The organism is Candidatus Borrelia fainii (genome assembly GCF_027925085.1).
Taxonomy (GTDB): domain Bacteria; phylum Spirochaetota; class Spirochaetia; order Borreliales; family Borreliaceae; genus Borrelia; species Borrelia turicatae.
Window position 1 is genome coordinate 498,531 of sequence record NZ_AP027070.1, and the last position, 12,430, is coordinate 510,960.

11 protein-coding genes, 2 tRNA genes and 1 rRNA gene are annotated in these 12,430 nt (G+C 30.2%); 7 read left to right on the forward strand and 7 right to left on the reverse strand.

The annotated features are described in order from the left end of the window. The first annotated feature begins 107 nt into the window (after positions 1-107). Positions 108-890: a ParB/RepB/Spo0J family partition protein gene (locus QMG63_RS02290; protein WP_281861362.1), complete on the forward strand. Its 783-nt coding sequence runs from the start codon at positions 108-110 to the stop codon at positions 888-890. Here QMG63_RS02290 and QMG63_RS02295 read toward each other — a convergent pair. The 3 genes from QMG63_RS02295 to QMG63_RS02305 all read right to left on the reverse strand — a co-directional run bounded on the left by QMG63_RS02295 (position 883) and on the right by QMG63_RS02305 (position 3,114). Beyond that, entirely contained in the window at positions 883-1,587 is a 705-nt protein-coding gene (locus QMG63_RS02295) for a hypothetical protein (RefSeq protein ID WP_281861364.1), read from the reverse strand. The two genes, QMG63_RS02290 and QMG63_RS02295, sit on opposite strands and share 8 nt — an antisense overlap. A gap of 2 nt (positions 1,588-1,589) precedes the next feature. Next, positions 1,590-2,342 (reverse strand): ParA family protein, encoded by a 753-nt coding sequence (locus tag QMG63_RS02300; RefSeq protein ID WP_281861366.1) that lies wholly within the window; start codon positions 2,340-2,342, stop codon positions 1,590-1,592. 193 nt (positions 2,343-2,535) lie between these two features. Further along, positions 2,536-3,114, reverse strand: coding sequence for a YigZ family protein (locus QMG63_RS02305; RefSeq protein WP_281861367.1), 579 nt, complete (start codon positions 3,112-3,114; stop codon positions 2,536-2,538). Positions 3,115-3,228: 114 nt separating this feature from the next. Between QMG63_RS02305 and QMG63_RS02310 the strand changes: the two genes are divergently transcribed. Beyond that, on the forward strand, positions 3,229-3,618 hold the full coding sequence (locus QMG63_RS02310; RefSeq protein WP_281861369.1) for a DUF1893 domain-containing protein: 390 nt from the start codon (positions 3,229-3,231) through the stop codon (positions 3,616-3,618). Between the two features lie 9 nt (positions 3,619-3,627). Here the strand turns inward: QMG63_RS02310 and QMG63_RS02315 are convergent, their stop codons facing one another. Further along, positions 3,628-3,948, reverse strand: coding sequence for a hypothetical protein (locus QMG63_RS02315; RefSeq protein ID WP_281861371.1), 321 nt, complete (start codon positions 3,946-3,948; stop codon positions 3,628-3,630). Between the two features lie 202 nt (positions 3,949-4,150). Between QMG63_RS02315 and rsmI the strand changes: the two genes are divergently transcribed. From rsmI to QMG63_RS02335, 4 genes are all read left to right on the forward strand, one after another. Further along, complete coding sequence (gene rsmI / locus QMG63_RS02320) at positions 4,151-4,825, forward strand: 16S rRNA (cytidine(1402)-2'-O)-methyltransferase (protein WP_281861373.1); 675 nt, start codon at positions 4,151-4,153, stop codon at positions 4,823-4,825. A gap of 388 nt (positions 4,826-5,213) precedes the next feature. Beyond that, positions 5,214-6,629 (forward strand): DNA repair protein RadA, encoded by a 1,416-nt coding sequence (gene radA / locus QMG63_RS02325; protein WP_281861375.1) that lies wholly within the window; start codon positions 5,214-5,216, stop codon positions 6,627-6,629. A 135-nt stretch (positions 6,630-6,764) separates the two neighbouring features. Further along, positions 6,765-8,301 (forward strand): 16S ribosomal RNA (locus QMG63_RS02330). Between the two features lie 73 nt (positions 8,302-8,374). Next, positions 8,375-8,449: transfer RNA gene (locus tag QMG63_RS02335), tRNA-Ala, on the forward strand. 520 nt (positions 8,450-8,969) lie between these two features. On the opposite strand, the gene QMG63_RS02340 is transcribed toward QMG63_RS02335, so the two are convergent. Beyond that, positions 8,970-9,043, reverse strand: a tRNA-Ile gene (locus QMG63_RS02340). 164 nt (positions 9,044-9,207) lie between these two features. Here QMG63_RS02340 and QMG63_RS02345 point away from each other — a divergent pair. Then, positions 9,208-9,762 carry a DNA-3-methyladenine glycosylase gene (locus QMG63_RS02345; protein WP_281861377.1) on the forward strand — a complete coding sequence of 185 codons (555 nt, stop codon included), beginning with the start codon at positions 9,208-9,210 and terminating at the stop codon, positions 9,760-9,762. On the opposite strand, the gene purB is transcribed toward QMG63_RS02345, so the two are convergent. After that, positions 9,759-11,162, reverse strand: a complete 1,404-nt coding sequence (purB, locus tag QMG63_RS02350; protein WP_281861378.1) for an adenylosuccinate lyase — start codon at positions 11,160-11,162, stop codon at positions 9,759-9,761. The genes QMG63_RS02345 and purB overlap by 4 nt on opposite strands. After that, positions 11,147-12,430 (reverse strand): adenylosuccinate synthase, encoded by a 1,284-nt coding sequence (locus QMG63_RS02355; protein ID WP_281861380.1) that lies wholly within the window; start codon positions 12,428-12,430, stop codon positions 11,147-11,149. Before QMG63_RS02355 ends, purB begins: the two co-directional genes overlap by 16 nt.

Here is a 12,430-nt window from a genome sequence, read left to right on the forward strand (position 1 = left end):
GAATGTTCTACGTGGAACATTCTTTTTTTTTGTTATTTTTTTTAGTTGAAATTGACATAGAACAACTTTATAAAATTTTGTATTATTACAAGGAGGTTTTTGATAAAATGAGTGAGACTTTTAAAATGGTAGATATTGATCTTGTAGATGTGGATAAGTCGCAACCTAGAAAGTCTATTAATCTTGTTGAGCTTGAAGAATTAAGTATCTCTATAAGAGAAAATGGAATATTGCAACCTATTGTTGTTTTTCATGATAATGGTAGATATAATTTAGTAATAGGTGAGCGAAGATTTAGAGCTGCTAAATTAGCTGGTATGAGGCAAATCTCTATAATAGAGATAGAGACAACTAAAAAGAACAAAGATTTTATGTCTTTAATTGAAAATATTCAAAGGGAAAATTTGACTCCTGTTGAAGAGGCATATGCTTATAAAAATCTTATGGATAAACATTCTTTAACTCAAAAAACTTTGTCTGAAAAAATAGGTAAAAATAGGTCTCACGTTGCTAATTTGGTTAGAATTTTGGATCTTGAACAAGAAATATTAAATTCTTTACATAAAAAAGAAATATCATTGGGCCATGCTAAGGTTTTATTGTCGTTAAAGGATAGTCAGGATAGATATGGGCTTTATCTTTTAATCATTAAAAAAAAATTGTCCGTTAGAGAAACAGAAAATTATGTTAAAAATTTTTATAAACCTATTAATGATAAATCAGAAATTTTAAGAGATCCTTTTTTAAATAGTGTTAAAGAATTTTTAATAAGCAGAATACAAACTAAAATAAGTATTAAGGGAAGCAAAGAAAAAGGGAAGATCGAAATAAGTTATTTTACATCTTCTGATTTAAAAAGAATTATTTCTATTTTTGAGAGTATTAAGTAATTTTTTTTATGATATTTATTTTTTGTCGTATGTCTTTTAAAATAATCAAAAATTCTTTTTTATTTTCTATTTTATCTAATTTAATGTTTTTAATGTTTTCTAGTTCTTTTAAGAGTACTTCTATTAGTTTTATAATGTCTTCTCTTTTAAGTTGTGCTTTATTAAAGTTTATTTCAAGATTTTTTTTGTTGTATTCATCTTTTTGATAACGTGATTTAAATTCTTTTAAAGATTTTATTTTTCCATTAAGAACTTCCATTTTTAAATGAGTAGGACAAGATTTTTTAGAAATTTCATATGAGAGTGATAGTGGTAAATTGTTTATTATGAGTTGCTTGTCGGAATTTTCGACAAGCAACTCATATCTTGATATCAATGAGTAAACTTTATCTTTTTTAAATCCCATACTGGTAAACCATTTGTAAAAAAGACCATCATATTGATTATTTCCACGTAGTTTTTCTTGTGTCTCTTTTAGTATTTTTCCAATTTCTGTGTAGGTATTGTTGAATATGTTGAAAATCTCGTATTGCTTCATTTTTAAAAAATCGGATATTTCTTTATCCAATTTTTCATATTTAAAATTTTTGTTTTGAATGATAATTAATTCTTGTTTTGCCAAAATTTTTTCGTCTTTTGCATTATTTTTTAACTTTTGGCCCATTAAAGCCATTAAAGTGTCTAGATTGTCTGACATTTTTATCCTTTGATTTTTTCCATTATTTCTTTTGTAAGCTCTAAAAAGTCTTTTGCTGCATTACTTTCTTTGTTATACATATATACTGGTATGTTTTTTTCTTGAGATTTGGAAATACTTATATTTTTTCTTATTTTAGTATTTAAAAATTTTTCTTTAAATACTTTTTTTAGATAATCAATATATTTTTCTTTGCTTTTGTTTCTAATATCATATTTATTGATAAATACACCAGTAATCTCTAGTTCTTTATTTATCTGTTTGACAGCAGTTATTGTATCTAATAATTGATTGATTCCTTCAAATGCAAAAAATTCTGTTTCTATTGGTATTAAAAGATATTTACTTGCAACAAGGGCATTTATTGTAAGTATTGAGAGAGTAGGAGGACAATCAAGAATGATAAAATCATAGTCATCTTGTTTATATTGTTCTAAAGCATTTTTTAGAAAATTTTCTCTTGAAATTTCATGTATTAATTCTTTTTCAAGTAGTGCTAGCTTAAGACTTGAAGGAATTATATCCAAGTTAAAATTTTTAGTAGGTGTAATTTTTTGTTTTTTATAGATAAGTTCATAACTTGAATTTGTAACTTCTTTTTTTAAAATATTAACACCGCTACTAGTATTACCTTGTGAGTCAATGTCTATTAGAAGAGCTTTTTTATTAAGTACTGTGATTGAATAGGCAATATTTATAGCACTGGTGGTTTTACCAACACCACCTTTTTGATTAATAATGGATATTATTTTCATAACAATTTTCTCTTAATTAGTGTATATTAATAATATTCTATTGTAGAACATAAATAATAAAAATGATAATAGTATATATAGAATTTTTTTTTGGAAAAAACTAGATAATACACATTTAAACATTTAATCTGACTAGATGTTAATATGTATATGGAGTTTAATTAAGTTATGTCTATAACTTAATTAAATCAAATTAGAGTAGAGAGTTTGCTTGTAAAAATGTTATGATATTTTTTTTATCTTTTATGTTAAATTTTATTGTAGTGTTTATTTTATCTAGGAATTTTGCATCTGTAATTTTAATTCCCATCTTATTTTTTGTTCGTATGAGTAAACTATATTGATTATAGTTTAGATTAAGGCATAATGTCTCCATTTCTTCCTTTTCTGTCAGATTTGATTTGTTGATTGCTTCTTGTGCTGCTTTGGAATATGCTTTAATTAAACCCTTTTTTCCAAGCAAAGTTCCTCCAAAATAGCGTATTGTAATAATTAAGGTGTCTGTTAAATTTTTGTTTAATATTGCATCTAGCGTAGGTTTTCCGGCTGTTAATCGAGGTTCTTTGTCATCGTTCATTCCGTTTATAAATGAATTTGAATTGCCAATTCTAAATCCATAGACAACATGAGTTGCATTTTTAAATTTCAGTTTATATTCTTTTAATATTTTATTTATTTCTTCTTTTTTCTCTACATGAAAAATGTATGATAAGAAAATTGATTTTTTTACTTCAATTTTTGAATAAGTATTTTCTTTAGGAATTAGCATCATTCAATTTAATAATATATCATCTTTTTTATGTTGAAGTATTTTTAATTTATGTTTATTATTATTAATGATTATTTTTTTTAAATTCTGAAAGCAAGTCTTTAAGAGGTGTTGGAAATGATATCAGGATTAAATCCTACATTAAAATTGTTTAAGGAACATAGAATACTTTACTCTAATATGGAAAGAGGTTTAAAACCCCTCTTGGAGGTTGATAATTTTATTAATAAGTACATTCAAAATAAAGAAGGTTTAGAAATTTATGATAAGGTTGTAGGCAAGGCCGCTGCTGTTATTATTTACAATATTGGGCTTCAAAATGTTAAGGCAGGTGTTATTTCTCAACCGGCAAAGGACTTTTTAGAAAGTAGAGGAATAAGAGTAAGTTTTAAAAGATTAGTAGAGAAAATAAATGATAAAATTGAGAGCTTGATTGAAAGCTTAGAAAATCCAGAGGAAGTTTATAAGTACCTGATTAAAAGAGGAATTATTGTAAGTAATTCTTAAAATTTGAATTTATTTGTTTTTTGATTTGGAATATACGGAAATGATTAATCCCATGTTGTATATTAATATTATTAGGCTTCCCCAGCTTAAGTAAAAATTATCTTTTCCATGATCAAAAAACCATATTCCGGAATAAATTCCCAAAAATCCTCCAATAGCAGAGGTAAGCATAATTAAATTTGGATCAATTACATGTTTGATAATTTGACTTTTACCATCTTGAATAGTTTGTCTTTTAGAAAATTTACTGTCAATGAAAACCATAGTAAGTCCAGTAAGTGTGATGCATAGAAAATAGATTATAAAGATTTTTTTGATGAGTTTAAACATAAAACTTTACCACCTTTTAGTTTTCAGTTGTTAAAATTAAATAATAATATAAATATAGCATAAAATAAATATTTTTTTATATGGACATGTAAAAACCAAGTACTTTTATTAAAGTATAGGGTATTTTGAGAATAATTAATTTATGCAGTATTAAGTTTAATGCATGTTAGGTAAGCTGTATTTTAGATTTTAAGGAGATTATGTGTTATACATTGTGGGAACACCTATAGGTAATTTAGGTGATATTACATATCGTGCAATTGATATTTTAAGATTAGTTGATGTTGTATTTGCTGAGGATACGAGAATTGCTAAGAAACTTTTATCTCATTATGGTATAGTTAAAAAATTAATTTCTTGTAATGCTATAATAGAGCATAAAAGAATTGGTTTGTTATTAGAATACTTGTCTAATGGAAAAAGCGTGGCTTTTGTTAGTGATGCGGGCACTCCTTGTCTTAGTGATCCTGGTGGTTTGCTTGTTGATGCGGCATTTAAAAATGGGCATAAAGTTTTTCCTATCCCAGGTGTTAGTTCTTTAAATGCAGTTATTAGTGTAAATCCTTTTAAAGATAAAGTTGTAGTATTTGAAGGATTTTTGCCAAACAAAGGAATTAAAAGGATCAAAAGGATTGAGGAACTTTATCATAGAGGTGATGCATTTGTTCTTCTTGAATCCAGTCATAGAATTTTGAAGTTATTATTTGAAATTTCTTTAGTAAATTTGGATGCTAATGTTCTTGTTGGTCGTGAGATGACAAAATTATATGAGGAATATAAAATTGGGAAACCTTTAGAACTTAAGAAATATTTTGAAGAAAATAACAAAATCAAGGGAGAATTTACGATTTTGGTTAGCAGGAAGTCTAAAAGTTAAAATTATTTTACAGGATGAGAAAAAGTGTATTAATGGGTATTATTGATTGTTTATAAATTATGATGAATTTGAAGTACCTTATGAGGGAGGTTATGATTATTCAAAAAGATTTTCAAAATATAGATTTAAGGACAGGTAAGAGTCTGATTTGCATAATTTTGTGTATAATTAATGTATTCTTGTGGTATGTATTTTGCAAATTGTGATAAATTTAGCGATGGTATCTTGACCTTTAAGGAATTGGTTTAACAATTTTTGCAGTGAGTTTAAGGGCAATGATAAAGGTTTTTAAGATTTTTTTAATATTGAAAATTCAAGACGGGATATAAGTTTTAAAGACAGATTTATCACTTGTCCAAATTAAGAGAGGTCTACTTATTAACGTTTTATGATAAAAAATAGGGATAAGGAAATTTACAAATGTTTAAATTGTGGGTATAAATCTTTAAAGTGGCTTGGGAAATGTCCTGAGTGCTTTAGTTGGGAAAGTTTAGGACATTATTCTGAACTTAAATCTGGTTATAAGGGAGATTTAAGTAAGTCAAAAAATGAAATCTTTTCTTTAAGAGATTTTAAACAGATTGATAATGTTAGACATTTAACAGGTATTGAAGAATTTGATAGGATTCTTGGTGATGGTATTGTAATTGGTAGTGCAATTTTGATATCAGGAGAGCCTGGCATTGGGAAGTCAACTTTTTTACTTCAAATTTCTAGTATTCTTTCACTTGCTGACAAAAATGTACTTTATCTTGCAGGTGAAGAATCAATTCCACAAATTAAATTAAGAGCAAATAGACTTAAGATTTTTTCTGATATATTGATAACTAATGAGATAAATGTTGATTCTTTAATCAAAATGCTTGTAAATATTGAACCTGACTTTATTGTTATCGATTCTATTCAAACTTTGCATTCAAAAGAAGTTCAAGGCGGACTTGGAGGGGTTGCTCAATTAAAACATTGTGTTTATAAGCTTATAGAATGGGCAAGAGGGAAAAATATAACTTTATGTTTAGTGGGACATATTACGAAGGATGGTATTTTAGCAGGACCAAAAGTAATAGAGCATATGGTAGATTCTGTTTTTTATTTTGAAGAGGCAGAAAAATCGTTACGTATGCTTAGAGCTACTAAAAATAGGTTTGGCGCTATTAATGAAGTAGGTATTTTTGAAATGACGGGTTTGGGGCTTGTTGAGATTAAAGATCCCTCTTGTATTTTTTTGGAGAAAAAGGAAGAAATATCTTCAGGGATTGCTATTGGAATCATTAATGAGGGGAGTCGAGTTTTATTTGTTGAAATACAGGCTTTAATCACAAGGACAGGTATGAATATTCCTAGAATTTTTTCAGAAAAAATAGATTCTAAGAAAATATCAAGAATCTTAGCTGTTCTTAGTAAATATTTGAATCTCAGTTTTAATAATGATGATGTATATGTGAATGTTTCTGGAGGTCTTAGGATAGATGATATAGAAATTGAACTTGCTGTTTTGGTTGCATTATTTTCTGCCAAAACCAATGTTATTATAAATCAAGATTTAATCTTTACAGGTGAAATTTCTCTTTCAGGAAAAATTAAGGCATCCTCTAATATTGAGAGTAAGGTTATTGCAGCTAAGAAAGCTGGATTTCAGCATGTTTTGGGAGCAAATTTAAGAGAGAATTATTATAATGGATATGAAGGTATAGAGAGTGTTTTAGGTGTTGTTAGGTGGTTAGTGGGTGAGAGCAAAAGAGAAGTTCAAGAAGACAGTCGGTTGAAAAATAGATATTATAAAAAAATGAGTGTTAAGTATTGACAAAGTGTAACGTATGTTATAAAGTAGTAAGAGTTGATATTAAGTATTGGAAGAAAAGAGAAGGGAAGAGTTAAGTAAGGTTTAAGAGCCAAATAAAATAAATAACCTGTTAATTTTAAAAGTAAAGAAATAAAAATAACGAAGAGTTTGATCCTGGCTTAGAACTAACGCTGGCAGTGCGTCTTAAGCATGCAAGTCAGACGGAATGTAGCAATACATTCAGTGGCGAACGGGTGAGTAACGCGTGGATAATCTACCTATGAGATGGGGATAACTATTAGAAATAGTAGCTAATACCGAATAAGGTCAATTGAGATGTTAATTGATGAAAGGAAGCCTTTAAAGCTTCGCTTGTAGATGAGTCTGCGTCTTATTAGCTAGTTGGTAGGGTAATAGCCTACCAAGGCTATGATAAGTAACCGGCCTGAGAGGGTGAACGGTCACACTGGAACTGAGATACGGTCCAGACTCCTACGGGAGGCAGCAGCTAAGAATCTTCCGCAATGGGCGAAAGCCTGACGGAGCGACACTGCGTGAACGAAGAAGGTCGAAAGATTGTAAAGTTCTTTTATAAATGAGGAATAAACTTTGTAGGAAATGACAAGGTGATGACGTTAATTTATGAATAAGCCCCGGCTAATTACGTGCCAGCAGCCGCGGTAATACGTAAGGGGCGAGCGTTGTTCGGGATTATTGGGCGTAAAGGGTGAGTAGGCGGATATGTAAGTCTATGCGTAAAATACCACAGCTCAACTGTGGAACTATGCTGGAAACTGCATGACTAGAGTCTGATAGGGGAAGTTAGAATTCCTGGTGTAAGGGTGGAATCTGTTGATATCAGGAAGAATACCAGAGGCGAAGGCGAACTTCTGGGTCAAGACTGACGCTGAGTCACGAAAGCGTAGGGAGCAAACAGGATTAGATACCCTGGTAGTCTACGCTGTAAACGATGCACACTTGGTGTTAATCGAAAGGTTAGTACCGAAGCTAACGTGTTAAGTGTGCCGCCTGGGGAGTATGCTCGCAAGAGTGAAACTCAAAGGAATTGACGGGGGCCCGCACAAGCGGTGGAGCATGTGGTTTAATTCGATGATACGCGAGGAACCTTACCAGGGCTTGACATATACAGGATGTAGTTAGAGATAACTATTCCCCGTTTGGGGTCTGTATACAGGTGCTGCATGGTTGTCGTCAGCTCGTGCTGTGAGGTGTTGGGTTAAGTCCCGCAACGAGCGCAACCCTTATTGTCTGTTACCAGCATGTAAAGATGGGGACTCAGACGAGACTGCCGGTGATAAGCCGGAGGAAGGTGGGGATGACGTCAAATCATCATGGCCCTTATGTCCTGGGCTACACACGTGCTACAATGGCCTGTACAAAGCGATGCGAAACAGTGATGTGAAGCAAAACGCATAAAGCAGGTCTCAGTCCAGATTGAAGTCTGAAACTCGACTTCATGAAGTTGGAATCGCTAGTAATCGTATATCAGAATGATACGGTGAATACGTTCTCGGGCCTTGTACACACCGCCCGTCACACCACCCGAGTTGAGGATACCCGAAGCTATTATTCTAACCCGCAAGGGAGGAAGGTATCTAAGGTATGTTTAGTGAGGGGGGTGAAGTCGTAACAAGGTAGCCGTACTGGAAAGTGTGGCTGGATCACCTCCTTTCTAAGAGAAAGAAATTATTATTATGGTAAATTATTATTTTAACTCTTCCTTTGTCTTTTCAAAGACTTTTTTTGGGGGTTTAGCTCAGTTGGTTTAGAGCATCGGCTTTGCAAGCCGGGGGTCAAGGGTTCGAATCCCTTAACCTCCATTTGTTTATTGTAAAAGTGAATGAATAGATGGAGGTTATAGTTTTTAAAGAGTAACTTGTGTTGTATCAATTAAAAACTAGCTTCAAAAATTAAAGAAAATTCTATTTAAATTTTGATTTCCAGATAAAATATTTTTTTGTTTAATAATTTACTCAGAGAAAATTCTCATTTATATAAGATAAGCAACATAAAAAATAAGGGTGTTACTTGTTTATTTTTTTAAATTATTTTATTTAAGTTATTTTAAAATTTTTTAGCTTGTAGGAAATAATTTTTACTTCATGCAAATTTTAAGATATTTGATGTTCTTGTTTGTTTTGAGTGAATAAATATAATATATGGTTTGATATTTCAGATCATGGTTTTATATTACTTGTTGTCTTGATGGTTTTAGTGATAAATTTAAATAGACTTAGCAAATTTTATTGCACATGGCGAACTTGATTGAAGTTCAAAAATGCATTTTTAATTATTTTATTGAGATTACTAAATACTTAATAGGGGTTGAATTTAATCAATTGGGACCAGGAGGAGTTGAACCTCCGACCTCAGGTTTATCAGACCTGCGCTCTAACCACCTGAGCTATGATCCCTTAAATATTCTTACCCTTTAAGATTTTATTTAACTTTATTGTGTTTGTCAATATATGGTTTCTTTTTCATAATAGTTATTTGTTATTTGTAATTTTTATTTAACGTTTTTTTCAATTGTAATAAATTTTGAATTTGATTTTTGTTTTGGTTTAAAATTGTACTGATGAATAGAGAATTTTTTATGCAAGATGCTGTTATTGTAGCCAAATCTTTGCTTGGACACTTGCTTGTTAGGAAAATAGGTGATAGAGAAATTATTTCAAGAATTGTTGAGACGGAAGCTTATATGGGTGTAATAGACAAAGCTTGTCATGCTTATGGGGGAAAAAGGACAAGTCGTACCAGTGCCATGTATAATATTGGGGGACATGCTTATGTTTATATGATTTATGGCATGTATTACATGTTAAACGTTGTGGCATCTAATGAACATAATCCCCATGCTGTTTTAATAAGAGGTGTTGAGCCTATTTCACCAAAAGTTGATGGGATATTTACTAATGGACCTGGCAAGCTTGCTAAGTTTTTAAATATAGATTTAAACTTTAATAAAGTTGATCTTATTAATAATAGTGAACTTTTTTTAAAAAGAGGTTTATCTTTTAATTTTGAAGTGTCATGCTCAAAGAGAATAAATGTTGATTATGCAGGTAAGGAGTATGCGAATAAACTTTGGCGATTTTACATAAGGGGCAATAAATATGTTTCTAAATGTTAATTTTCCTTATTTTTTTCAAGAATAGGATCAATTATTTCTTTAATAAAATTTTCAACTTGGAATGAGGCAAAACCTATATTTTCATTTGGATTTAAGATTTCATCTATGTCTTTAGATGTTAATTTAAAACTTTGATCATTAAGGATTAGTTTAATTAATTCGTTCTCAGTTGTTCCTGAATAGAGATTTTCCTTTACTTGCATTGAATAAATTCTTATCTTTTCATGTAATATTTGTCTATCACCTCCATTGTTTGTTGCTTTCATTAATATGTCTTCTGTTAATGTAAATGGCATTTCTGTTGTAACGTGTTTTTCAATCATTTTTTTGTTTACCCTGATATTATTAAACATTTTATTTAGTAGTATTAAGATAGCATCAGTAGCTAAGAATGCTTGGGGAATATTGAGTCTTTTGCAGGCTGAATCATCCAGAGTTCTTTCAAGCCATTGAGTTGCTGCTATAAAACTACCACTTGATTGTAGGCTTATTATAAACTTGGCAAGGGAAGCTATTCTTTCGCTATAGATAGGATTTCTTTTGTAAGGCATTGCGGATGAACCTATTTGGTGTTTTTCAAAATGTTCTTCAATTTCTTTAAGATGTTGCATGAATCTGATGTCATTGGTAATCTTATGTGCACTTTGAGCTAGATTGCTTAAGAAATTTAATATTGATGAATCAAATTTGCGATCATAAGTTTGACTAGTTATTTTATAAACTTTGTCAAATCCCATTTTTTTTGCAAGATTGATATCTAGATCTTTTACCCTTTCAAAGTTGGACGCAAACAATTCTTTAAAGCTACTTTGATTTCCAACCGTTCCCTTTACTCCTCTAAAGCACATTTTGGACATAATGAACTTAAGTTCTTCAAAGTCAAAAATTAGACTTTGGAGCCATAAGCTACTTCTTTTTCCAAGAGTTGTTAATTGTGCTTCTTGTAGATGTGTATATGCAAGTGTTACCAGGTTTTTGTGCTTTATTGAAAACTTTTTTAAAGTGTTAATTAGTTTTATCAGTTTATTTTCGATGATCAATAAAGCTTCTTTGATTTGGACTAAGTCTGTGTTATCCATTAAATATGCACTTGTGACGCCAAGGTGTAGAATTTTTCTAGCATCATCACCAGCCAAGTCGGCATAAGCATAAAGATGTGCCATGACTTCATGTTTAAATTTTGACTCATATTTTTCTACAAGTTTGAAATCAATGTTTTCTATGTATTTGGATAGTTTATTGAGTTGTTTATTACTAATGTTTATTCCCAATTCTTTTTGCACTAAAGCTAAGTTGTACCACAACTTTCTCCATGTGGTATACTTGAATTTTGGTGAAAAAATGTAAAGCATTTCTTTGCTTGCATATCTTGATTTTAGCGGGTTTATATATTTATCCATTTTTGATTCCTAAAAATGGTTTTTTCTCTTTCTGCTCCAAGAGATAAAATTGAAATTTGTACCCCTACTTCTTTTTCTATAAATTCAATGTACTCTTTAGCTTCAATAGGCAAATCTTCATAATGGCTAATATTTCTAATATTTTGTTTAAATCCTTTAAAGACTTTGTATACAGGTTTAACATTCTCGAGTATTTCACAAGAAGTAGGTATATAGTTATATATTTTACCTTTAAGTTCGTAAGCTGTGCAAATCTTAAGGTTTTCAATGTCATTTAGTATGTCTAATTTAGTTAGGGCTAAATGGTTTAGTTCGTTAAGGCTTATCGATTTTTTTATTGTTAAGAGATCAAGCCAACCAATTCTTCTAGGTCTATTTGTTGTTGATCCATATTCTTGTCCTTTTTCTCTAATTTTATCTCCAATAGGACTTAAAATTTCAGTTACAAACGGTCCTGAACCAACTCTTGATGAGAATGCTTTTACTATGCCAATCTTTTCCTTGATTCTTGAGATAGGAATACCACAGCCTATTGTTGCTGTAATTAATGTATTGCTTGATGTTACGAATGGAAATGTTCCATGTTCAATGTCAAGCATTGTGCCTTGAGCACCTTCTATTAAGATAATTTTTCCTGAATTTATGGCCTGAGTTAACATTTCTTCTGTATTTGTGATTGCAGATTGAAGTATTGCTATATATTTTTTATATTTATTTAAAATATTATCATAATAAAAAGGTTTATGGTTGTATATTTTTTCTATAATTTCATTTTTTTCATCCAAATTTATTTTTAATTTTCTTTTAAAAATTTCAATGTCAAGTAAGTCAACAGCTCTTATGCCTGTTCTGTTAATTTTATCAGCGTAGCAAGGTCCAATTCCTCGTTTTGTAGTTCCGATTTTGTGAACACCCTTTTTTTGTTCATTAAGCTCGTCAAGTTTAATGTGATAAGGCATTATTATATGTGCTTTATCACTTATGAATATTTCTGTCTTTATGTTATTATTCTTGAGAACTTCAAGTTCTTTAATTAAAATTAAAGGATCAATTACTACTCCAGGGCCAAGTATACATTTTGCTCCTTGCAAGACACCTGATGGTAGTAAATTAAAGATGAATTTTTTATTATTAACAACAATTGTATGTCCAGCGTTATTTCCTCCGTTAAACCTTACAACATAATCTATCTTTGATGAGAGGAAGTCTATAATTTTTCCCTTACCCTCATCACCCCATTGAGTTCCAATAACTGCATAAATTGACAT